Raw genomic sequence first — 21,187 nt, 5'->3', positions numbered from 1 at the left:
CCATGCCTGAACACGATCCGGTCGCTGAACACATGACGTTGCCCGCCCTCACCCTCGGAGTCGGTCGTGAGGTGGTATTGCCGCGCGCCGCAGAGGCCATGGTCTGGTCGGGCGTTGGCCAGCCGCTCGCGTGCGTGGCGGTACCCGGCGTGCTCCTGCGGCCCGGAGACGTGCTGGTCGAAGTGGAATTGGCCACGGTCTGCGGCTCAGACGTGCACACAGTGCTCGGTCACCGTTCGGCCGCGAAACCGCTCGTGCTCGGGCACGAGCAGATCGGCCGGATCGTCGCCGTCACCGAACGGTCATATGCCGCAAATGGAATGCCGCTGCGGGTCGGGCAGCGCGTGGTCTGGTCGGTCGCCGTGAGCTGCGGAACGTGCCAGCGCTGCCGCCGTGGCGTGCCCCAGAAATGCCTCGAGCTTGTCAAATACGGTCACGAACGGATGCAGCGGGGCTGGGAACTGAGCGGAGGTTTCAGCAGCCACGTGCAGGTGCGCGGCGGGACCGCGGTCGTCGTCGTCGACGAGCAGGTTCCCGCCACGGTTCTGGCGCCGGCTTCCTGCGCGACCGCCACGGTTGTCGCGGCCCTGGGGGCGGCATCCGCTCTCGTACCGCTGGCCGGGGCTACCGTGTTGGTGACCGGTGGCGGAATGCTCGGGGTCACGGCCTGCGCGATGGCGACGGATGCCGGGGCGCTCGTGCTCGTCAGCGACCCCGATGCGGCTCGCCGACAGCTCGCGCTCGCGTTCGGGGCCGCGGCGGTTGCGGACCCTGGGGCACCGCGGGAATCGCCGACCGGGGTAGCGAGCGTGCTCGCCGCGCTACAGGATGCGGGTGCTGCCGAGCCGACCATCGCGCTCGAACTGAGTGGCGCCCGGCTGGCCGTGCACACGGCGATAGACCTGATCGGTATCGGCGGCGTGGTCGTGCTGGTTGGCAGTGTCTCAGCGGGGGAGCCGGTGCTGTTCGATCCGGAGACGATCGTGCGCCGCCTGATCACCGTGCGCGGCGTGCATAATTACACGCCGGACGACCTGCAGCACGCAGTGACGTATCTCAGCAGAGCGTGGCATCGGCATCCGTTCTCGGCTCTGGTCGGAACGACGTTTCCCCTCGAAAAAGCGGATGCCGCGCTCACGCTGGCCGCCACCGCACGCCACCCCCGTGTCGGCATCACCCCGCAGCAGCCAGCGACGCTCGGCTGACCGGCCCCGCGCATCGGGTGCGGGGGATCGTGGCGCAGAACGCTAACTGATGCCGCCGGGCGGACCGATCGAAAGCAGCGTGGCCATGATCGAGACCAGGGCAATCCCCATGATGCAGGCGAGGAGCACCGGCCGAGCCAGCATCCAGCGGAGCAGGGCGCTGACCCGGGTGTGATCTCGCGGGTCGGCGGTGCGGGTCTGCCGCCAGTCTCCGTTCAGCAGCCCATTCTGCTCGAATCGGCGGTCGAGAGGGATCGTGCCGAAGGGAACAATTGCGGTAACCATCGCTATCGCGGTCAGCCGAAAGCTCCAGTGCTGGTTGACGCCCACCAGGAGGGCTGTCATTCCAAAAGCGATGAAGACCAGGCCGTGCACAAAGCCGCCGATCTGCACCCCGATCTCACCGACCTCGAGAACGTACTTCATGAGCATCCCGGCGATGAGTAATGCCCAGGTAATGGCTTCGGCGATAGCGACGGAACGGAACAGCAGACGCGGGGTCATGGTGACTTTCGACTCGTGGCGGGGTTACAGACTTCCATCGTTGCAGCCGCGTCTGAATAAGTCCCCGCTCCAGACGTTCTGACCACTCGCCGAAAAACCTGCGTGCCTGAAATTTCGCGATCACGCAAAACGCAGGGTGCGCGCGAATTGTCCCCGTGATGGTTGAATCGGCCCCATTGATGAAGAACAAAACTGCCACGCAGCGCGAGCTCGACGCACACGGGTTGCAGGCTGGCGGGAGGGCATCAGCTAGAGCGCGACGAGTGCCCGCGCAATCACCGAGGTGAAGAAGGTGAGACCGTCGACGCCGCTCGCCATGGCGTCGTCGGTGTCAGGACCGAACCCGGCCTCAACGGCGTGCTCGGGGTGTGGCATGAGGCCGACAACGTTGCCGCGGGCGTTGGTGACGCCGGCGATGTCGTTCAGTGACCCGTTCGGGTTGCCGCCGATGTAACGGGCCACGACGCGGCCCTCGCCCTCGAGCGCCCTGAGGGTCTCGTCGGAGGCAATGAACGAGCCCTCGCCGTTCTTGAGCGGAATGACGATCTCGGCGTTGGCGGCGAAGCCGGTCGTCCAGTCGCTTGTGTTGTTCTCGATGCGCAGGCCCTGGTCGCGGCAGATGAAGCGGCCCTTGTCGTTTCGAATGAGGCCGCCGTCGAGCAGGTGGGCCTCGGTGAGCATCTGGAATCCGTTGCAGATGCCCAGCACGGGCATGCCCTGGTTCGCTGCGTCGATGACTTCGGTCATGATCGGCGAGAGGCTGGCGATGGCGCCGGCCCGCAGATAGTCGCCGTAGCTGAACCCGCCGGGCAGTACCAGGGCGTCAACGCCGTGCAGGTCATGGTCGCCGTGCCAGAGAGCCACGGCGTCGGCGCCGGCCAGGCGGATCGCGCGCGCTGCATCGCGATCATCGAGCGAGCCGGGAAAGGTGACGACGCCGATGCGCATCAGGCGACCGCTGACGAAGGAGCGTCTTGCACGTGGATGCCGACGACGTCCTCGATCACGGAGTTTGACAGCACCGAATCTGCGAGCACGCGCACGGCGGCCAAGACGTCGGCATCCGCGGCGCCATCGATGGAAATCTCAAAGCGCTTGCCGACGCGCACGCCGCTGATGTTGGCCAGCGCTGTCTGGGTCTGACCGAGGCGACCGAGGGCACCGGCGATGGCCTTGCCCTGGGGGTCAAGCAACTCGGCCTTGGGCATTACGTCGACGACGATCGTTGGCACTGGGCACTCCGCATACAGTCTGGGGTTAATAGTCGTGGCAAATCACTCCAATTCTACAGGCCGGGCGGGCCGCACCGGCCCGCCTCGGTGTCGGCCTACTCGGCTATGCCGCTCCGACCGAGCAGAATGCCGCGCAATACGTCGCGCACGGCGGCCACGCCGTCGTAGGTCTCGACGAAGCTCGTACTTAGCGGGGCGAGGCCGAGCCGCAGCCCGTTGGGTGCCCGAAAATCTGGAATCACATCGTTGTCCCACAGAATCTGTGTGACCTGGCGCATCAGCGGATGGTTGATGGTCACGTGCCCGCCGCGATGGGTCTGCTCGCGCGGCGAGGCGACGGTGACCCCCATCGGCGCGAGCCACGCATCAACGAGGGTGATCGCAAACTCGGTCAGCGCGACCGACTTGGCTCGTACCGAACCGATCGTGGCTTCGCCCAGCAGGGCAATGGTGTCCTGCATAGCGAGCATGCCCACCACGGCAGGCGTGCCGCTCATGAATCGACGGATGCCGGTGGCCGGCCGATACCCCGGCCCCATTTCGAAGATGGCTTGAGAACCCATCCAGCCCTGAATCGGCTGGGTCAGCACAGCCTGCAGGTCGCTTTTCACATACCCGAAGGCCGGAGCGCCCGGGCCCCCGCTCAGGTATTTGTAGGAGCAGCCGACCGCGAGATCGACGTCGCAGCGGTCGAGTTCGATCGGAACAGAGCCGACCGAGTGGCTCAGGTCCCAGAGCACGAGGGCATCATGCTCGTGGGCAACGGCCGTGATGGCCTGCATGTCGGCAAGGTAGCCGGAACGGTAGGCCACGTGGCTGAGCAGCACGAGCGAGGTCTGCGGGCCGACGACGCTGCGCACTTGTTCGGCGGTGACGCCGCCCTCGGTATCGGATTCGATCCACCGGAGCGTCAGGCCGCGCTCGCGCGCGATGCCTTCCAAAACGTATCGGTCGGTGGGGAAGTTGTCGCTGTCGAGCACGATTTCGGTACGGTGCGGCCGTGAATCCACGGCGGCCCTGGCCAGTTTGTAGAGCAGCACGGTGGTCGAGTCGCCGATGAAAACCTGGCCGGCCTCGGCGCCAAGGCAGGCGAGGCCGAGGTCATCACCGATCTGCAGGGGCAGGTCCATCCACTGCTCGTCCCAGCCGCGAATAAGTCGGGTGCCCCAGTTTTGCGCGAGAAAGTCGGCGATACGCTCGGCGCTGGCCCGCAGCGGGCGGCCGAGCGAGTTGCCGTCGAGGTAGGAGCGCGGGTTGGCGGTCTCGGGGTCGGCGTCTGTTCCCAGAAATCTGGCGCGATAATGTGCCAGACCGTCAATGCGGTCCATCCGTCGGGCAAAAGCGAGGGGGACGTCGAAGCCGGTCGCACCGTTCATAGTGGGAGTCATGCGAGAACCTCGAGTTCGGGGTTGAGGGCGATTTTCAAAACGGATGCCGCGGCCCCCGGCAGCACGGCGCCGCGACCGACCTGAAAATGAGTGGTCACGCGCCAATTTCCGGTTTAAGGCACACAGCTCTGGGAAAAAAGTGAGTTCGAGGGCTCCCTGCAGAAACGCCGCGTCGGGGGAGTGTGGGCAGGTCGAGGTGGGTCCCGTAGCTCATCTTCTCTCGAAAATCGGTCAGGATCTCGGGGTCGAATTCGCGAGTGTTGTTCTTCAGAGTCATCGGTTTCCATTCGGCTTGTCCAAATTGTGCGCAGGTTGCGACTGCGGGCGCAACACCACGGCGAACCGTGCAGGTCAAAGTTCTAGACTGGAGCGCATGACCCCGCCGACCCGAAAGCCCCAGGATGGCGTGCCAGTCCCGTCTTTGCCCGAGCGAACCGCGCCGCTTCCGCCCCGTCGCCGAGACGCCCGGCTGAATCGAGACCGTCTCGTTGTGGCGGCTCGTGCCCAGTTTGCGCAGTATGGCATCGACGCCTCGCTCGAGGAGATCGCGCGTCAGGCCGAGGTTGGTGTGGCGACTCTCTATCGCAACTTTCCGACCAGAGACGACCTTGTGCGCGCGCTCTATGACCTCGCGCTCGCCGAATTGCACGCGGTGCGCGGGGAGATCGAGGCGGCACCCCATGCGTGGGAGGCGCTCGTTATCTATACCGAACGGGTTGCGGAATGGCTCGTCGCCGACCCGGCGCTGCCGCCGATTCTGCGGCGCATGGCCCAGCTGGACCCGTCAGCCCGACCCGCCGCCGAGTTCGACGGCTTCATCGCGAGTCTCGTGGCCCGCGCGAAAAAAGATGGCACGCTGCGCCGAGACGTCGACGCGGTCGACCTTGCTGTGCTCGTCACTATGGTCGGATCGCTCGGTGGCCTCGGCGCCGGCTATGCCGGCCAGTGGCGTCGTCAGCTCTCCATCGTGCTCGACGGCCTGCGTGCGGCCGACGCACCCCGGCCCAAGCTGCCCGGCCGCCCGCTCAACGTCAAGGACTACCAGGCCACCGTGCACGGCCTCACCCGCCGCGCCGCCCGCGCCGCCCGCTGAATCACCGGGTGCTGTTTGGCATAGCTCGGCGCTCTGTGCGCGTCTAGACCGTCGCGACCGGGTTTTCAGCGGATACCGACGTGCCGGCGCGCACCCGGATGCGGTTGGCCCATGGGTCGTCAAATGCGAGGGTCTGCCCGTCGTGACTGGTGCCCACTTTGTAGTGGGCCATGCGCTCATTGAGGGCGCCGATGTCATCGGCACCGGGCACAATGATGCTGACCTCGCCGAGGCCCAGCGCCAGGCGGCGTTTGCCGGTTCCCGAGCTCTCCCAGGTGTTCATGGCCATGTGGTGGTGGTAGCCCCCGGCCGAGACGAACAGTGCGGAGGGGCCGAAGTTCGCGGTCACCTCGAAACCGAGACGGTTCACGTAGAACTCGCGAGCGCTCGCGACGTCTCCGACCGAGAGGTGCACGTGACCGACGATGGCGGTGCCCTCACTCGGCTCGGCCGACAGATGCTCAGAAATGAATGCGTTCGGGTCGAGGTGGAGCGAGGCCATTTCGACCTGGCCGTGGGCCCAGCTCCACAGGGTGCGGTCGCGGTCCCAGTACAACTCGATGCCGTTTCCCTCGGGGTCGGTGAAGTAGAAAGCCTGGCTGACCAAGTGATCGGCGCTGCCCGTGAACGTTCCCGGGGACTTCGTGCCGATCGAGAAGACGGCGGCGGCAAGATCGGCCTGCGTGTTGAAGAGAATGGCCGTGTGGTAGAGCCCGGCCGAGCGCGGTTCGGCGGCGGCGAGCTCGGGGGCGTGCTGCAGAATAACGAGCGGTATCCGGCCACGCCCGAGCACGGCGACCGGCCCGTTGTGGCTCTGTAACTCAAGCGTCACGATGTCGCGGTAGTAGGCGATCATGGCGTCGAGGTTGCCCACGCGCAAAGTCACCGCGCCCATTCCGGTTTCGGCGGCCAGTAAGTCATTCGCACGGGGAGTCACAGTTGGCACAACTCAGGCGCTGCCGAAGCTATTCCGCTATCCGAAGGCATCCGTACCCCGGTGTGCGGCTCAGGCGCCGGTAAGGCGCTCGAGCAGTTCGCGATAGCGGGCCGCGGTCTGCTCCACGATCTCGGCCGGCAGCTCGGGCGGGGCACCGGTACCGTCCCAGTGGGCGGCGAGCCAGTCGCGCACGATCTGCTTGTCGAAGCTCGCCATGCGCTCTTCGGGTGTCGTGCCCATGTGCCAGGCTTTTGCGTCCCAGTACCGACTGGAGTCGCTCGTGAGCACCTCGTCGGCGAGCACGGTCATGCCGGTCTGCCGGTCGGCGCCGAATTCGAACTTGGTGTCGGCGAGAATGACGCCGGCCTTCTCGGCGATCGCCGCGGCGGTGGCGAAGAGCGTGAGGGAGAGGTCGCGGAGCTCGACGGCAATGCCCGGCCCGACGAGTTCGACCGTGCGTTCGAACGTGATGTTCTCGTCGTGCTGGCCCAGGGGAGCCTTCCACGCGGGGGTGTAGATGGGTTCCGGCAGGCGGTCGCCGTTCTCGAGGCCGGCCGGCAGTGCGATGCCACACACCGACTGAGACTGGGCATATTCCTTCCAGCCACTGCCCGTCAGGTAGCCGCGCACGACGCATTCGATCGGGTACATGTCGAGGGTGCGGCAGAGCATCGCCCGGCCAGCGACGGGCGCGGGGATGAGCTCGCGCACGGTGCTGCCGACCTGTTCGTGGTCGGCGACGAGGTGATTGGGGATGCCGTTCAAGCGGTCGAACCACCACAGGCTCAAGGTCGTGAGCAGCTCGCCCTTTCCCGGGATGCCCGGCTCCAGCACATGGTCGAACGCGCTCACCCGGTCACTGGCGACCACGAGCACCCGGGAGGCGCTCATCAGGTCGGCCGGGGCATCCGTCGTGCCATCGGTTGGAGTATAGAGGTCCCGCACCTTGCCCGAGTAGGCATGAAGCCATCCGGGCAGATCGCGGGCAACGGATGCTGTGGGCTGCGCGGATTCGGTCACGCTTGTATTCTCTCTTACTTCAGCAGGGCAACGTCGGAGACAAGCTCGATATGCGAGAGCATCGCCGCGCTCGCGGCCGTGACGTTCTGCGCCCGGATGGCCGCGGTGATGGTTTGGTGCGAAGCCAGGGACTGCTCGGGCCGGCCCGGCTGGGCCAGGGACTCCAATCTCGTTTCGAGAATCATCTCGGCGATGAACGTCATGAGCTGGGCCAGTACGGGGGAGTGGGCGGCCGCCGTGACGGCCTGGTGAAAGAGCTCGTCGCCGTGCGCGCCGCGGTCGCCGGCCGCGATTTCCTCGGCCATGATCCGCACCGCGTTCTCGATCGCGACCAGGTCGGCATCGGTTCGCCGCAGCGCGGCGAGCTCGGCCAGCTTCACCTCGAGGGTGCTGCGGGCCTCGACGATTTCCGGCAGCCGGTTTCGGTGGTCGCGGAGTCCCTTGATCACCGTTGCGATGCTGGGCCGGTACACGAGCACGGCACCGGTGCCGTGCTGAACATCGATGACTCCGAGCACCTCGAGGGCGACGAGCGCCTGCGCCAGGGTGGCGCGCGAGACGCCGAGACGTTCCGCGAGATCGCGTTCGGCGGGCAACAGGTCGCCGGGGCCCAGATGAGCCGACTCGATGTACGACAGAAGCTGCGCCACGAGCTGTTCATACAACCGCGGTTTCGACACGCGCGACAGGGGCTGGGGTTCTAATTCCTGGGCCACGCGTGTGCCTCCCGCATCGAAGTGTGACCCTAGGGTACACGGGCGTTGACAAAGTCACCTACTATCTAGGAGGCTAGTCCAGTGAGCCAATAGCCCACATTCGCTTGAATCATGGAGGAACAAGGATGTCCGCTCCCATCATCTCGATCATCATCCTGGCGGTGATGTTTCTGACCGCCACGCTACTTCCCGTCAATATGGGGGCGTTGGCTTTCGTCGGTGCTTTCCTGCTCGGCACAGTCTTCCTCGGCATGGAGACCGCTGACATCCTCGCCAATTTTCCCGGCGGGCTCTTCCTGACGCTCGTGGGGGTCACGTACCTCTTTGCGATCGCGCAGGGCAACGGCACGATCGACCTGCTCGTGCGCGGATCGGTTCGACTTGTCGGGGGACGGGTAGCTCTGATCCCCTGGATCATGTTCATCATCACGGCTGTGATCACCGCCGTTGGTGCACTGTCCCCGGCCGCGGTGGCCATCGTGGCACCGATCGCGCTCGGCTTCGCCCGCAAGTACAAGATCAGCCCCCTGCTCATGGGCATGATGGTGATTCACGGAGCACAGGGCGGTGGATTCTCGCCTATCGCCGTCTACGGCGTGATCGTCAACAGCCTCATCTCGACCACGGGGCTCGACGCGAGCCCCACGGCGGTATTCCTGTCGAGCCTCATCTTCAACTTCCTGATCGCCGTCGTATTGTTCATCGTGCTCGGTGGCCGCGGGCTCCTCTCGAGCCGGGTCGGACACTTCGTGGAGCAGGCCGCCGAGGCTCGGATGGCGGTCAGCGTGGGTGCTCGGGCCGGTGGCGACGTGGCATTCAAGGGCTTCGGCTCCGGCATCTACGGCCCGCGCGACCCCGCCGGTGACGGCGCACAGCAGACATCGACCCGTGCGGAACGCATTCCTCAGTTGATCACCGTGGCCGGCCTCATCGCCCTGGCCGTCATCGCACTCGGTTTCAAGGTCGATGTCGGTTTCGTGGCCATCACCATCGCCGTCATCCTCGCTCTGGTCTCGCCCGCGGCGCAGAAGGGTGCCGTCAACAAGATCAGCTGGTCGACCGTACTGCTCATCTGCGGCATGCTCACCTTCGTGGGCGTGCTCGAAGAGGCCGGCACCATCGCATACGTGTCGGATGCCGTAGCCAACCTGGGTATGCCCCTGCTGGCGGCGCTGCTGATTTGCTATATCGGTGCCATCGTCTCGGCCTTCGCCTCTTCGACCGCCATCCTGGCAGCCCTCATTCCCCTCGCCGTACCGTTCCTGGCCAGCGGCGAAATCGGGGCGATCGGCGTGATCTGCGCCCTCGCCGTGGCATCGACCATCGTGGACGTGTCGCCGTTCTCTACGAACGGCGCTCTCGTGCTGGCCAACGCCCCCGACGACGTCGACAAAGATCGCTTCTACAAGCAGATCCTGGCCTACAGCGGCATCGTCGTGGTGGCCGGCCCCGCCATCGCCTGGGCGGTGCTGGTCCTGCCCGGCTGGCTGTAGACACACCACACACCGCAGATCGAGAGAGGACTGAATATGAGCACGGACACTCAGACCCGAGCGCGAGGTCCACTCGAGGGCTATCTGGTCGTCGACCTGAGTCGTGCCCTCGCCGGGCCGCACGCGAGCATGATGCTCGCCGACCTCGGGGCACGCGTCATCAAGGTGGAAAATCCTGGAATGGGAGACGATACCCGGGGCTGGGGTCCGCCGTTCGTCGGCCCCGACGACAACCTGCAATCCACCTACTTCCTCTCCTGCAACCGCAACAAGGAGTCAATCGCCCTCGACCTGAAGAGTGACGACGGCCACGCTGTGCTGCGCGACCTGCTGCTGCGCGCCGACGTGGTGGTCGAGAACTTCCGCCCCGGCGTTCTGGACCGCCTCGGATTCTCGCCCGAGGCGATGCACGAGCTCAACCCGTCGCTCGTGATCCTCTCGATCACCGGTTTCGGCCACGACGGCCCCGAGTCGAGCCGTAGCGGCTACGACCAGATTCTGCAGGGCGAGGCCGGCCTCATGTCGCTCACCGGATCCGGCCCAGACGACCCGCAGCGGGTGGGGGTACCGATCGCCGATCTGCTCTCGGGAATGTACGGCGCCTTCGGGCTCCTCGCAGCCTTACTGCAGCGCGAGCGCACGGGGGAGGGGCAGATCGTTCGCACCTCGCTTTTGGCCGCACTCGTGGGAGTGCACGCCTTTCAGGGCACCCGCGCCACCGTGGCGGGCGAGGTGCCTGAGGCTCAGGGCAACCACCATCCGTCAATCGCACCCTACGGCCTGTTCGCGTGCCGCGACGGCAGCGTGCAGATCAGCATCGGCAGTGAGAAGCTCTGGGCCACCTTCGCGGCCGAGTTCGGCTTCGATCCTGCCCGGGCCGAGTGGGCCACCAACGCCCATCGCGTGCGCAACCGGGAGAGCCTCAAGGCGGCGATAACGGATGCCTTCGCCCATTTCGACGCGGCGCCGCTGCTTCACAAGCTCGGTGAGGCCGGGATTCCGGCCGGAAAGGTGCGCTCGCTGGATGAGGTCTATCAGTGGGACCAGGCACTGTCGCAGGGACTGCTGATCGACGTCGAGCATGACGTGCTCGGCAAAATCAGCCTCCCGGGCCCGCCGCTGCGGTTCTTCAGCCCCGCCGACACCGCCGAGACGACCAACACCACGCACTCTGCTCCACCGGTGCTCAACCAGCACGGCAGCGAAATACGTGACTGGCTCAATCGCGCAGTGGAAGGGATCTAACCGTGCCGAATGACAAGGCGTTGACCGAACCGAAAACCCGTCACCTCAGCGCCGCCGAACTTATTGGGGTGGTACTCGACGACGGATCGTTTTCGAGCTGGGACCAGCCCGTGGTCGATCCCGACCCGGACGAGGCGTACCGGCTTGCTCTAATGAAGGCTCGGGAGAAGAGCGGCACCGACGAATCCGTGCTGACGGGCGAGGGCCTGATCCGCGGGCACCGGGTAGTGATCGTGGTGAGCGAGTTCGCGTTCCTGGCCGGCTCCATCGGGCTCTCGGCCGCGGACCGTATCGTCGACGCGATCGAACGCGCCACTCGCGAGGGGCTGCCAGTACTGGCCGGGCCGGCCTCCGGCGGTACCCGCATGCAGGAGGGCACGCTCGCCTTTCTCTCCATGGTGAAGATCACCGCCGCCGTGCGGGCGCACCGGCAGGCGGGGCATCCGTATCTCGTCTACCTGCGGCACCCCACCACGGGCGGGGTCATGGCATCGTGGGGATCGCTCGGGCACGTCACGGTGGCGGAGCCGGGCGCGCTGCTCGGGTTCCTGGGCCCGCGGGTCTATGAAGCGCTCTACGGAAAAAAGTTTCCGGAGAACGTGCAGGTCGCCGAAAACCTGTTCAACCACGGTCTGATCGACGCCGTCGTGCCGCCTGAGCAGCTGCCGGAAATCGTTGACCGGGCGCTCACCATCCTCACCGGCAAGGCGACCACCCCGGTGGCGGCCCCGGAGAGCCTGCAGGTGCGGCCCGCTCCCGTTGGCGCGTGGGCATCCATCCAAATCTCGCGAAACCCGCGCCGGCCCGACCTGCGCCAGCTGCTCGCCTACGGCGCCCACGACGTGCTGCCGCTCAACGGCACGGGCGAGGGCGAGAACGACCCGGGGCTCATGCTTGCTCTGGCGCGCTTCGGGCAGCAGAGCTGCATTGTTCTGGGTCACGTTCGCCCGCGGCCGTCACGCGACACCACGATGGGTCCGGGGTCGCTACGCGAGGCCCGCCGGGGTATGCGCCTCGCCGAGGAACTCGGGCTGCCGCTGCTCACCGTGATCGATACGGCCGGGGCCGCCCTGTCGCAGGAGTCCGAGGAGGGTGGGATGGCCGGTGAAATCGCTCGTTCCCTGCATGAGCTCATCGGCCTGCGGTCGGCCAGTGTGTCGGTCTTGCTCGGCCAGGGGGCTGGCGGTGGGGCACTCGCGCTGTTACCGGCCGACCGCACCATTGCTGCGCAGCATTCCTGGCTGTCCCCGCTGCCGCCCGAGGGCGCGAGCGCCATCGTGCACCGAACGACGGAATTTGCCCCGGCCATGTCGGAAGCACAGGGGGTAGACGTCGCGTCGCTCTTTGCCAACGGGATCGTCGACCATATCGTCGACGAGCGCCCGAATGCAGCCGAGGAAGGACGGGCGTTCTGCCAGCGGATGGCGGCGGCCATCGAGTACGAGCTGTCCACGCTCGCAAGCGTGCCGGTCGACGAGCTGCTGCCGCGACGGGTGTCGAAGTTTCGGGCCATGGGCCGACGCACCTGAGCCCGCTGACGGGCGATGGCCCCGACATCGCCCGTCAGCGCGGTGTCGGGGTGTCAGTCAGGCGACGCGGGCGGCGATGTCTGTTCGATAGTGTGAGCCTTCGAGCGACACCTGCCCGAGCGCCTCGTAGGCGCGCGCGCGGGCCTCGAGGAATGAGGCGCCCACGGCGACGACGCTGAGCACTCGGCCGCCGGTGGACACGATCGTGTCACCCTGAGTCGCCGTCGCGGCGTGTGCGATCGTGACGCCGGGCACCCGCAGCGCGGCGTCCAATCCGGTGATCTCGCGCCCGACCAGCGGGGTTTCTGGGTAATTTTCGCTCGCGACGACCACGGTCACGGCCACATCGGCGGAGAACTCCGGCCGGGGTAGTGTGCCGAGTGTGCCGGTCGCGGCGGCCAGCAGCAGGCCAGACAGCGGCGTGAGCAGGCGCGGCAGCACGACCTGCGTCTCGGGGTCTCCGAAGCGCGCGTTGAATTCAATGACACGGATGCCGGCATCCGTCAAAATAAGTCCGCAGTAGAGCAACCCGACGAACGGGGTGCCCTCGGCGGCGAGCTGGCGTATCGTCGGCAACGCAACCGTCTCGATGATCTCGTCGACGAACTCGTTCTCGCTCCCGAACCGGGCGTCGAGCCAAGGCAGCGGCGAGTACGCGCCCATGCCGCCGGTGTTCGGGCCGGCGTCATGGTCGAGGGCGCGTTTGTAGTCCTGGGCGGGCGAGAGCGGTAAGACGCTGTGGCCGTCGCTGAGCAGAAACAGCGAGATCTCCTGGCCGTCGAGGAACTCTTCGATGAGCACGCTGCCGTGTTCGAGCCAGAAGGTGGCGTGGGCGAGAGCTGCGGCGCGATCCGATGTGACCAGCACGCCCTTGCCGGCGGCGAGGCCGTCGGCTTTGACCACGTAGGGCGCTCCAAACTCGTCGAGCGCAGCGCTGGTTTCGGCCAGGGTGCCGGCGCGCACGGCGCGGCCGGTAGGGACCCCGGCCTCATCCATGATGCGTTTGGCGAAGGTCTTGCTGCCCTCGAGGGCAGCGGCGGCCCGGTCGGGCCCGAATACGGCGATACCGCGAGTGCGCAGGGCGTCGGCGACGCCGGCCACGAGCGGGGCCTCCGGACCGATGACGACGAGTTCGATGCTGTTCAACACGGCATAGTCGGCGACGGCGACCGGGTCGTTGGGGTCGAGCGCTACGACCGCAACTTCGGCCGCGATACCGGCGTTGCCGGGGGCGCATTCGACGCTCGGTCGCGGCTGCTCACGAAGCAGCGCGGTGATGATGGCGTGCTCGCGGGCACCGGAACCAAGGACCAGAATTTTCACCGTTTCAGGCTACCCGATGCCCCGGGCCCGGCGGATCGGGCAGACTGGAAGCATGGCACGAGCGCGCATCGACGACGGAGCCGGCCGGGCGGCTGTGCGGGCGGCTCTCACGGCGGTCGCTGCGGGTACCAGCGCGAGCCGAGACATCCGGGCGCAAGCCGTGCGCTACACCCTGCAACTGCTGGCCGAGCAGGCTGAGGGCAACACCCTCGAGGTGCGCGTGCCGCCGTTCGGCGCCGTGCAGTGTGTCGCCGGCCCGCGTCACACCCGCGGTACACCGCCCAACGTCATCGAGACGGATGCCGCCACCTGGCTCGCGCTCGCCACCGGCGCCCTGCCCTGGGCGGACGGCCTGGCGAGCGGCGCCATCCACGCGTCCGGGTCCCGGGCGACCCTGATCGGGCATGTGCCGGTGCTGCCCCTCCCCTGAAAGTTGAGTTTCGATGCTCGGAGGTTTGCGTTGAGTCACTGGTACCGGCGAGTCACTGGTACCGGCGAGGCGCGGGCGGAAGGCGGTGCACAGTCGTCGGGGTGCAGGGTCGTCGGTGTGCAGGGTCGTCGGTGTGCAGGGTCGTCGGGGTACAGGAAGACCACGAGCCAACTCAGCGCCGATGACCGCCGCGGTCGTTCATCGGCGGCGGAGAATTGGCTGCGTCGGGCCGTGGGGCAGACGGAATTGTTCGGGGCTCATTTCTGATGAAGAATCGTTTATTTCTTCGATAAAACCTAGACCGCCGCGGCGGTGAATCACCAGGGAGTACCCCGCTAATACTTTGCAGAATTGACCGCTGTCATCGCGAATTCGCGTCGATCGTGCCAATTTATCAATTGCAATACTTCTGAGGTTCTCTCGCGTTTGTGTTCGATTCGCGGTAGAATGGTGTGCAGGAGGCAATGGCGCCCATGTTCATGGAAAACCCGAGTGAGTTCAGTTCACACCCCGTGATTGTGGCGGTGGAGCAGGCTCGGGAGATTCTATTGACGGCGTTGCGTGGGGTGTCGTTCGGGCTGCTCGGTGATGAAGAATCGCTGACCGTGCTGCTCGCGCTGGAGAGTGTGGGCCGGGTGGTCGACGGAGCCCGGGTGCTTTCCACCACGGATGTGTTGCGCCGGTCCGTGTATTTCGATGCTGCCGCGGCCCAAAGCGCCGCTGCTCAGGCATCTACTACTCAGGTCTCTACTACTCAGGCATCTACTGCTCAGGCATCTACTGCTCAGGCAAATACTACGAGTGCTGATGAGGATTCTGCGATAACAGGGAGCGCCGTGCTGGAGAGCCCGGCGGCGGCGGGCGCGGCGGGGGCTCTGGCTGCGCCGACGCTGGCCCGTCGCCTCGGCTGCCGCAGCGGCGTGGACCTGATCTGCACTCTCGCCCGGCTGTCCCGAACCGAGGTTCGCCAGCGGTCCGCGCTCGGCGAGAAAGTCGGCCAGCGGATGCTCCTCGGCCGCCCCCTCACCCCCACCTACCCCGTTCTCGGTGAAGCACTGCAGTGTGGGAAACTCGGGCTGGAGCAGGCGCGCGTGATCGTGTCGGTGCTCGACGGCCTGCGATCCTCCGTCCTGGTGGCGGATCTCGACCGGGTGGAACGCTCCTTGGTCGCGAGCGGCTCCGGCGCGATCACCCCCGAAACCGAGGGGCTTCCCGGTGCCGGTATCGCGTTCGCGCCGGAGTTGCTGCGGCAGCAGGGCATCCAGTGGAAGGCCCGCCTCGCCCCCGACGGCACTGCGCCCGGTGAGACCCCGCCCGAGCGGCGCAGCTGGCTTACCTTCGGCAACCTCAGCAACGGCGGCTACAGCCTAAACGGCTGGTTCACCACCCTCGATCGAGCCATTGTCAGCAACGTCTTCGACGCTTTCCTCTCCGCCGCGGCGGCGAACCCGGTTCCCGGAGCCGAAAACACCGCGACCCCGGCGTTCGGCACGACCCGAGTCTTCGACACCACTCCGCGTGCCCGGGTCGCGTTTCGTCAAGCCGAAAGCAACGACAAGCCAGCTTCGGAAACGAGCGTCGAGGTCGTCGTGGCCGGCGAACCCGCCGAGGACAGCGGAACGCGCAAACTCCCCGAGGCCGGCGAGGCTGGCGACACGCTCGGCAGCGACCCGCCCGACCCGCTCAGTCCCGACCCGCTCAGTCCCGACCCGCTCAGTCCCGACCTGCTCAGTTCAGACGTGCACGGTCCGTGCCCGCAGCAACCCGACGACACCCGCTCGCGCAGCGAAAAACAGGCTGGCATTCTCCGCGCAGTGTTTGAAGCCGCCGCACGGCATCCAGGCGCCCCGACCATGGGCGGCGCGGCCCCCACCGTGCTTGTGCACATCAACATCAACGACCTCCTCGCTGGCCGCGGCGCCGGCTGGATCGACGGCATCGACGGACCGCTCACCACCACCCAGGTCAACGAATTGATCTGCGCCGGCGGGTATCAACCGGTGCTGTTCGGCCACAACGGTAAGATCCTGCACCTCGGCGCCAGTAACCGATTCTTCACCGCCCAGCAACGCCGAGCGTTGGCTGCTCGGGACGGCGGCTGCGTCATCCCCGGCTGCACCGTGCCACCCCAGCTCACCCAGGTACACCACCTGAAACCGTGGCGCGAGGGTGGCCGCACCGATGTCGACAATGCGGTGCTGCTGTGTAACGCAGGCCATGCCAGCATCGAGACCTCCGGCTGGGACATCGACATGCGAGACGGCCGACCCTGGATCCGCGGCCCGCTCGTCTTCGACCCCACCCAAACCTGGCGCCCCGCCGGCCAAAACCGCGCGGCCGCTTCCGTCGAAAAACCCACCTGGGACAAGTGACACCCTCGCTTCGCTAGTGCAGGCATATGAAGCTCGCACCGCCGTCACGGACCACGTTCCGAGGCTCTGACCTCGACGCACGCGTGGCAGGGGTAGAAGCCTCGTTTGTTCAGGTGGAAGACACGTTCGGGATGGGCGGCCTTCGGCATGACGTCGATGCAGAATCCCTCGCACCGGATTCTGCTGCCGTGACCCCGCATGCCGCACCCGCCGACGACGTCGGTGTCGTAGGCAAAGTGACCGGCGTCGAGGAGCTGGTGCCGATCAGTATCCGGGCGATTGCCCTGACCCTGACCCTGACCCTGACCCTGACCCTGACCCTGATCCTGCTCGGTGCCGTAGCCGCTACGGCAATCGCAGGGTCAGCGTTCGCGCGGTGCGCACCCGCCCCTGAACCGGGTTGGGAGAGCGCGAAAAGAGCCCGGTAGAGCTACCCAATCGGGTCTTTGTTGTGCGCTCGAGCGCTAGCGGAGGATTGCGTCAACCTCGGCTTGGGCGGGCATCGAGGTGGTGGCCCCGACTCGGGTCACCGCGATCGAGGACGCGACCGTGGCGTAGCGCACGCCCTCGATCATCTGATCGGGCGTGACAGCGGTGCCGCGCACGTAACCCACCGCCAGGCGCGCCACGAGGGCGCCGACGAAGGTATCGCCCGCCGCGGTGGTATCGATCGCTGTCACCGGGCGAGCCGGGGCGAGGCCCAGGGCTTCGCCGTCGAAGGCCACGACCGATCCTTCCGAACCCAGGGTCACGATCGCCCAGGTGCCGCCGGCGCTGAGCACCTCCGCCGCACGAACCGGGTCGCTCTCCCCGGTGAGTTCGGCGGCTTCACCCTGGTTGGGCACGACGAGGTCGACCGAGGCGAGAAAGCCGGGCGGCAGCGGCACCACCGGCGCTGGGGTCAGCACCGTGAACAGACCGGCCGAGCGAGCGAGCGCGAGTCCCTCGACCAGTACCCGGGTCGGCAGCTCGCACTGCATGACTAGAAACGACGAATCGGCAACGACCGCGCGCTGCTCCACACTCAGGGTGGTGACGGTGGCGTTGGCGCCCGACACCACGACGATGGAATTCTCGCCGCTGTCCACGACGGAGATGTGGGCGGTTCCGGTGGGGGCATCCGCTGTGGCGAGTTCGGTAGAACGGATGCCCTCGCTCTCCAGCAGCGCGCGCAGCTCGGTTCCATAGGCATCCGCTCCCACCGCTCCCAGAAAGGTCACGTCCGCGCCGAGTCGAGCGGCGGCAACCGCCTGATTCAGTCCCTTGCCGCCCGGGACCGTGCTGAAACCGGCCCCGAAGATCGTCTCACCGGGCAGGGGGAGGCGCGCCTGGCGCACGACGAGATCCATATTGGCGCTTCCGAGTACCGCAATCGTGTTCATAGAGTCAGTCTCCCATCTGTCCATGGGACAATACGTGGGTGAGTTCCACCGAGCAGCCCCAAGACCCGTCGAACGACACCGTCGCCGACAGTGCGACCGACAGTGCGACCGACAGTGCGACAGCGAGTGAGACCGTACTCGGGGACACGACCGTGACCGTGCATCGGGCGCCGCGGTACCGCAATTTCATGCTGCTCGGCGCCATCGTCGGCGTACTGCTCGCCCTTATCCTCACGATCTCCTTTCCCGAGAACAACGAGTACGACCGGGTGCAAATTTTCGGTTTCCTGCTGCTCGGCGGTCTCGCCGTCGGCACGACGCTGGGCGCGGTCGTGGCCCTCATCATCGACCGGATCATCGGTCGAGCGCACGTGTCCGTCGTCGCCGATAGACTGGGGGCGAACGAAGCACGTACCAACGAACTGCGTACCGCTGAGCCTGGCTCCGGCACTCCCAACGATGATTTCCAAGCGTTCAACGAGAAGTAAAGAGGCTGCGGCTTGCCTGGTGGCGACGGACTGTTAAATCACGATCTTCTTCCAGGCGAAAAGGGCCCGCAAGACGCGTGCGGCGTCTTCGGTGTCTGGGCTCCCGGCGAAGAGGTAGCCAAACTCAGCTACTTCGGGCTGTATGCGCTGCAACATCGAGGTCAGGAATCGGCTGGAATCGCGACGAGCGACGGCAGCAAGATCCTCATCTACAAAGACATGGGACTCGTCTCGCAGGTCTTCAACGAGGCCTCGCTGAGTACCCTGCTCGGGCACATCGCCGTCGGGCACACCCGGTATTCCACGACGGGTTCATCGAGTTGGCAGAACGCCCAGCCGACCCTCGGCCGCACCTCGAGCGGAACGGTGGCCCTCGGCCACAACGGCAACCTCACCAACACCGCCGAGCTGCTGCAGCTCGTGCGCGAACGGTATCCGCAGGTTGATGGCGAACTCGCCCGCGGTAACACCACCGACACCGCAGTGATCACCGCCCTGCTCACCGGCGATCTCGATCACACCCTCGAAGCCACTGCGCTAGAAGTGTTGCCGCGCCTCCGCGGCGCCTACTGCCTCGTGTTCATGGACGAAACGACGCTCTATGCGGCCCGCGACCCGCAGGGCGTGCGGCCACTGGTGCTCGGACGCCTCGAACGCGGCTGGGTCGTCGCCTCTGAGACCGCAGCCCTCGACATCGTCGGTGCCAGCTTCGTGCGCGAGGTCGAGCCGGGTGAGCTCATCACCATCGACGAGAACGGGCTGCGCACACAACGATTCGCGAAGGCCGAGCCCAAGGGCTGCGTCTTCGAATACGTCTACCTCGCCCGCCCCGACACCACCATTGCGGGTCGCGGCGTGCACGAGGCCCGGGTCGAGATGGGGCGCCGGCTCGCCGCCGAGCACCCGGTCGAGGCCGACCTCGTTATTCCCACTCCGGAATCCGGTACCCCGGCGGCTATCGGCTACGCGCAGGCGTCGCGCATTCCGTTCGGCCAGGGCCTGGTCAAGAACTCATACGTCGGTCGCACCTTCATCGCGCCGTCGCAAACCATCCGACAGCGCGGTATCCGCTTGAAGTTGAACCCGCTCAAGAACGTCATCAAGGGCAAACGACTCATCGTGGTCGATGACTCGATCGTGCGCGGCAACACGCAACGCGCTCTCGTGAGCATGCTGCGCGAGGCCGGCGCCGCCGAGGTGCACGTGCGCATCTCGAGCCCGCCGATCACCTGGCCGTGCTTCTACGGAATCGACTTCGCCAGCCGAGCTGAACTCGTCGCGACCGGTCTCGAGATTGACGAAGTGCGCCAGTCGATCGGCGCCGATAGCCTCGGATACCTCTCCGAAGATGGCATGATCGAAGCCACCGAACAGCCGCGCGAACGCCTCTGCACGGCCTGCTTCACGGGCATCTACCCGATCGCATTGCCGGAAGCGCAGCACCTCGGCAAGAATCTGCTGGAGCGGCCTGCCGTCTCCAACGGATGCGACCCCGGCCCGGATTCGGAGCTGGAAGCCGTGATGGCGCCCTCCGTTCGTAAAGAAGAAGCCCTTGCGCGATTGGGCCAAGTACCGTTCGGTGACCCGGGAAGACCAGAATGAGCAACTCCAGCACTTCGACCAACGCGAGCTATGCAGCAGCCGGAGTCGATACCCGGGCCGGTGACCTTGCCGTTGAGCTTATGAAGTCGGCCGTCTCCAAGACCCACGGCCCCGAGGTCTGGGGCGGTGTCGGCGGCTTCGCTGGCTTGTTCGACGTCTCGTTCCTCACCAAATTTCGGCAGCCACTGCTGGCCACATCGACGGATGGTGTCGGCACTAAGGTCGCCATCGCCCAGGCGATCGACAAGCACGACACCATCGGCCAAGACCTGGTCGGCATGGTCGTCGACGACATCATCGTCGTCGGTGCCCGCCCGCTGTTCATGACCGACTACATCGCCTGCGGCAAGGTTGTGCCCGAGCGCATCGCCACGATTGTGGCCGGCATCGCCCGCGCCTGCTCCGAGACCGGAACCGCTCTCGTCGGTGGTGAAACCGCCGAACATCCCGGTCTGCTCGGCCCGGAGGACTACGACGTGGCCGGCGCGGCCACCGGCGTGGTCGAGGCCGACCAGGTGCTCGGCGCCGAGAAGGTGCTCTCCGGTGACGTGGTCATCGCGCTGGCCTCCAGTGGCCTGCATTCCAACGGCTACTCGCTCGTGCGCCACATCCTGGCGCAACGCGGCATCGGCTACACCGACATGTCGGCTGAACTGGGCGGCATGGTCGGCGAGGTCCTACTGGAGCCGACCCGACTGTACACCGGCCCCCTGCTCGACGTGCTCGATGAGCCCGCGCTGGCCGGCGCCATCCACTCGCTCAGCCACGTCACCGGCGGCGGCATCGCTGCAAACCTCGCCCGAGTGTTACCCGTCGGGTCGTGGGTCGAGGTGGACCGGTCCACCTGGTCGCCGGCACCGGTGTTTCGGGTGCTTGGCGACATGGCCGGGTCCACGCTGGAAAGCGCGGAGGGAACCTGGAACCTCGGAGTGGGTATGTTCGCCGTCGTGGATGCGGCATCTGCCTCATCCGTCATCGCCCGCCTGGCTACGAGCGGAATTCCCGCCTGGGTCACCGGCCGCGTCTCGCGCGCTGCGCACGACCTAACCGGGTTCGAGCAGGGTGCCAAGGGCGTCAACGGCGGCGCAGTGCGCCTCGTCGGGACTTACGCGAACTAGCGCAGCTCAACCGCCGAGGGCGCGACCGCTTTCGGCAGCACGGGCGGCGCGGAATGAGACGCCGACCGTACTTAATGCAGCGCGCTAGAGGCAAACGGGTGTCGCCGCCC

General features: G+C 66.6%; 20 protein-coding genes. 11 read left to right on the top strand and 9 right to left on the bottom strand.

Features of this window, described 5'->3' with window-relative positions; all coding sequences use genetic code 11:
• Positions 1-2: 2 nt before the first annotated feature.
• Positions 3-1,205: an alcohol dehydrogenase catalytic domain-containing protein gene (locus CXY74_RS01605; protein WP_233193121.1), complete on the top strand. Its 1,203-nt coding sequence runs from the start codon at positions 3-5 to the stop codon at positions 1,203-1,205.
• A gap of 42 nt (positions 1,206-1,247) precedes the next feature.
• On the opposite strand, the gene CXY74_RS01600 is transcribed toward CXY74_RS01605, so the two are convergent.
• The 4 genes from CXY74_RS01600 to CXY74_RS01585 all read right to left on the bottom strand — a co-directional run bounded on the left by CXY74_RS01600 (position 1,248) and on the right by CXY74_RS01585 (position 4,329).
• Positions 1,248-1,709 (bottom strand): DUF3817 domain-containing protein, encoded by a 462-nt coding sequence (locus CXY74_RS01600; RefSeq protein ID WP_104198811.1) that lies wholly within the window; start codon positions 1,707-1,709, stop codon positions 1,248-1,250.
• A 249-nt stretch (positions 1,710-1,958) separates the two neighbouring features.
• Complete coding sequence (gene purQ, locus CXY74_RS01595) at positions 1,959-2,657, bottom strand: phosphoribosylformylglycinamidine synthase subunit PurQ (protein WP_104198810.1); 699 nt, start codon at positions 2,655-2,657, stop codon at positions 1,959-1,961.
• Complete coding sequence (locus CXY74_RS01590) at positions 2,657-2,941, bottom strand: phosphoribosylformylglycinamidine synthase subunit PurS (protein WP_104198809.1); 285 nt, start codon at positions 2,939-2,941, stop codon at positions 2,657-2,659. The genes purQ and CXY74_RS01590 overlap by 1 nt, the downstream gene beginning before the upstream one ends.
• Before the next feature lie 95 nt (positions 2,942-3,036).
• Entirely contained in the window at positions 3,037-4,329 is a 1,293-nt protein-coding gene (locus CXY74_RS01585) for a kynureninase (protein ID WP_233193117.1), read from the bottom strand.
• Positions 4,330-4,702: 373 nt separating this feature from the next.
• Here CXY74_RS01585 and CXY74_RS01575 point away from each other — a divergent pair, with 373 nt between their 5' ends.
• Positions 4,703-5,422, top strand: a complete 720-nt coding sequence (locus CXY74_RS01575; RefSeq protein ID WP_104198807.1) for a TetR/AcrR family transcriptional regulator — start codon at positions 4,703-4,705, stop codon at positions 5,420-5,422.
• A 43-nt stretch (positions 5,423-5,465) separates the two neighbouring features.
• Here CXY74_RS01575 and CXY74_RS01570 read toward each other — a convergent pair whose 3' ends face one another.
• The 3 genes from CXY74_RS01570 to CXY74_RS01560 all read right to left on the bottom strand — a co-directional run bounded on the left by CXY74_RS01570 (position 5,466) and on the right by CXY74_RS01560 (position 8,095).
• Positions 5,466-6,317: a VOC family protein gene (locus tag CXY74_RS01570; protein WP_104198806.1), complete on the bottom strand. Its 852-nt coding sequence runs from the start codon at positions 6,315-6,317 to the stop codon at positions 5,466-5,468.
• Positions 6,318-6,428: 111 nt separating this feature from the next.
• A complete protein-coding gene (locus tag CXY74_RS01565) occupies positions 6,429-7,379 on the bottom strand; it encodes a phosphoribosylaminoimidazolesuccinocarboxamide synthase (RefSeq protein WP_104198805.1) in 951 nt (316 codons plus the stop codon).
• Positions 7,380-7,393: 14 nt separating this feature from the next.
• Positions 7,394-8,095 carry a FadR/GntR family transcriptional regulator gene (locus CXY74_RS01560; RefSeq protein WP_104198804.1) on the bottom strand — a complete coding sequence of 234 codons (702 nt, stop codon included), beginning with the start codon at positions 8,093-8,095 and terminating at the stop codon, positions 7,394-7,396.
• A gap of 125 nt (positions 8,096-8,220) precedes the next feature.
• Between CXY74_RS01560 and CXY74_RS01555 the strand changes: the two genes are divergently transcribed.
• The 3 genes from CXY74_RS01555 to CXY74_RS01545 are packed head-to-tail and all read left to right on the top strand — an operon-like array spanning position 8,221 to position 12,362.
• Positions 8,221-9,588: an SLC13 family permease gene (locus CXY74_RS01555; protein WP_104198803.1), complete on the top strand. Its 1,368-nt coding sequence runs from the start codon at positions 8,221-8,223 to the stop codon at positions 9,586-9,588.
• Between the two features lie 36 nt (positions 9,589-9,624).
• Positions 9,625-10,833, top strand: coding sequence for a CaiB/BaiF CoA-transferase family protein (locus CXY74_RS01550; protein ID WP_104198802.1), 1,209 nt, complete (start codon positions 9,625-9,627; stop codon positions 10,831-10,833).
• 2 nt (positions 10,834-10,835) lie between these two features.
• A complete protein-coding gene (locus CXY74_RS01545; RefSeq protein WP_233193115.1) occupies positions 10,836-12,362 on the top strand; it encodes an acetyl-CoA carboxylase carboxyltransferase subunit alpha/beta in 1,527 nt (508 codons plus the stop codon).
• Between the two features lie 57 nt (positions 12,363-12,419).
• Here the strand turns inward: CXY74_RS01545 and purD are convergent, their stop codons facing one another.
• Positions 12,420-13,685: a phosphoribosylamine--glycine ligase gene (gene purD / locus CXY74_RS01540; protein ID WP_104198801.1), complete on the bottom strand. Its 1,266-nt coding sequence runs from the start codon at positions 13,683-13,685 to the stop codon at positions 12,420-12,422.
• Positions 13,686-13,737: 52 nt separating this feature from the next.
• Between purD and CXY74_RS01535 the strand changes: the two genes are divergently transcribed.
• The 3 genes from CXY74_RS01535 (at position 13,738) to CXY74_RS01525 (ending at position 16,915) form a co-directional block, all read left to right on the top strand.
• Positions 13,738-14,115 carry a sterol carrier family protein gene (locus tag CXY74_RS01535; protein WP_104198800.1) on the top strand — a complete coding sequence of 126 codons (378 nt, stop codon included), beginning with the start codon at positions 13,738-13,740 and terminating at the stop codon, positions 14,113-14,115.
• A gap of 464 nt (positions 14,116-14,579) precedes the next feature.
• A complete protein-coding gene (locus CXY74_RS01530) occupies positions 14,580-16,487 on the top strand; it encodes an HNH endonuclease signature motif containing protein (protein ID WP_104198799.1) in 1,908 nt (635 codons plus the stop codon).
• Between the two features lie 26 nt (positions 16,488-16,513).
• Positions 16,514-16,915 (top strand): hypothetical protein, encoded by a 402-nt coding sequence (locus CXY74_RS01525; protein WP_146070012.1) that lies wholly within the window; start codon positions 16,514-16,516, stop codon positions 16,913-16,915.
• Between the two features lie 36 nt (positions 16,916-16,951).
• On the opposite strand, the gene CXY74_RS01520 is transcribed toward CXY74_RS01525, so the two are convergent.
• The gene (locus CXY74_RS01520; RefSeq protein WP_104198797.1) at positions 16,952-17,869 is read right to left on the bottom strand and encodes a ribokinase; all 918 of its coding nucleotides are present in this window, start codon (positions 17,867-17,869) and stop codon (positions 16,952-16,954) included.
• A gap of 38 nt (positions 17,870-17,907) precedes the next feature.
• Here CXY74_RS01520 and CXY74_RS01515 point away from each other — a divergent pair, with 38 nt between their 5' ends.
• The 3 genes from CXY74_RS01515 to purM are packed head-to-tail and all read left to right on the top strand — an operon-like array spanning position 17,908 to position 21,077.
• The gene (locus tag CXY74_RS01515; protein ID WP_104198796.1) at positions 17,908-18,357 is read left to right on the top strand and encodes a hypothetical protein; all 450 of its coding nucleotides are present in this window, start codon (positions 17,908-17,910) and stop codon (positions 18,355-18,357) included.
• 12 nt (positions 18,358-18,369) lie between these two features.
• A complete protein-coding gene (gene purF / locus CXY74_RS01510; RefSeq protein ID WP_104198795.1) occupies positions 18,370-19,959 on the top strand; it encodes an amidophosphoribosyltransferase in 1,590 nt (529 codons plus the stop codon).
• Complete coding sequence (gene purM / locus CXY74_RS01505; RefSeq protein WP_104198794.1) at positions 19,956-21,077, top strand: phosphoribosylformylglycinamidine cyclo-ligase; 1,122 nt, start codon at positions 19,956-19,958, stop codon at positions 21,075-21,077. Before purF ends, purM begins: the two co-directional genes overlap by 4 nt.
• Positions 21,078-21,187 lie beyond the last annotated feature (110 nt).

Origin of the sequence: Cryobacterium sp. Y29, assembly GCF_002929825.1 — a bacterium.
Taxonomy (GTDB): domain Bacteria; phylum Actinomycetota; class Actinomycetes; order Actinomycetales; family Microbacteriaceae; genus Cryobacterium.
This window is presented reverse-complemented; position numbering and strand designations above follow the sequence as displayed.

Coding starts and splice junctions, on each gene's coding strand:
- CXY74_RS01605 (WP_233193121.1), top strand. CDS start 3: ATGCCTGAACACGATCCGGTCGCTGAACACATGACGTTGCCCGCCCTC.
- CXY74_RS01600 (WP_104198811.1), bottom strand. CDS start 1,709: ATGACCCCGCGTCTGCTGTTCCGTTCCGTCGCTATCGCCGAAGCCATT.
- purQ (WP_104198810.1), bottom strand. CDS start 2,657: ATGCGCATCGGCGTCGTCACCTTTCCCGGCTCGCTCGATGATCGCGAT.
- CXY74_RS01585 (WP_233193117.1), bottom strand. CDS start 4,329: ATGACTCCCACTATGAACGGTGCGACCGGCTTCGACGTCCCCCTCGCT.
- CXY74_RS01575 (WP_104198807.1), top strand. CDS start 4,703: ATGACCCCGCCGACCCGAAAGCCCCAGGATGGCGTGCCAGTCCCGTCT.
- CXY74_RS01570 (WP_104198806.1), bottom strand. CDS start 6,317: ATGGGCGCGGTGACTTTGCGCGTGGGCAACCTCGACGCCATGATCGCC.
- CXY74_RS01555 (WP_104198803.1), top strand. CDS start 8,221: ATGTCCGCTCCCATCATCTCGATCATCATCCTGGCGGTGATGTTTCTG.
- CXY74_RS01550 (WP_104198802.1), top strand. CDS start 9,625: ATGAGCACGGACACTCAGACCCGAGCGCGAGGTCCACTCGAGGGCTAT.
- CXY74_RS01535 (WP_104198800.1), top strand. CDS start 13,738: ATGGCACGAGCGCGCATCGACGACGGAGCCGGCCGGGCGGCTGTGCGG.
- CXY74_RS01530 (WP_104198799.1), top strand. CDS start 14,580: ATGGCGCCCATGTTCATGGAAAACCCGAGTGAGTTCAGTTCACACCCC.
- CXY74_RS01525 (WP_146070012.1), top strand. CDS start 16,514: ATGAAGCTCGCACCGCCGTCACGGACCACGTTCCGAGGCTCTGACCTC.
- CXY74_RS01520 (WP_104198797.1), bottom strand. CDS start 17,869: ATGAACACGATTGCGGTACTCGGAAGCGCCAATATGGATCTCGTCGTG.
- purM (WP_104198794.1), top strand. CDS start 19,956: ATGAGCAACTCCAGCACTTCGACCAACGCGAGCTATGCAGCAGCCGGA.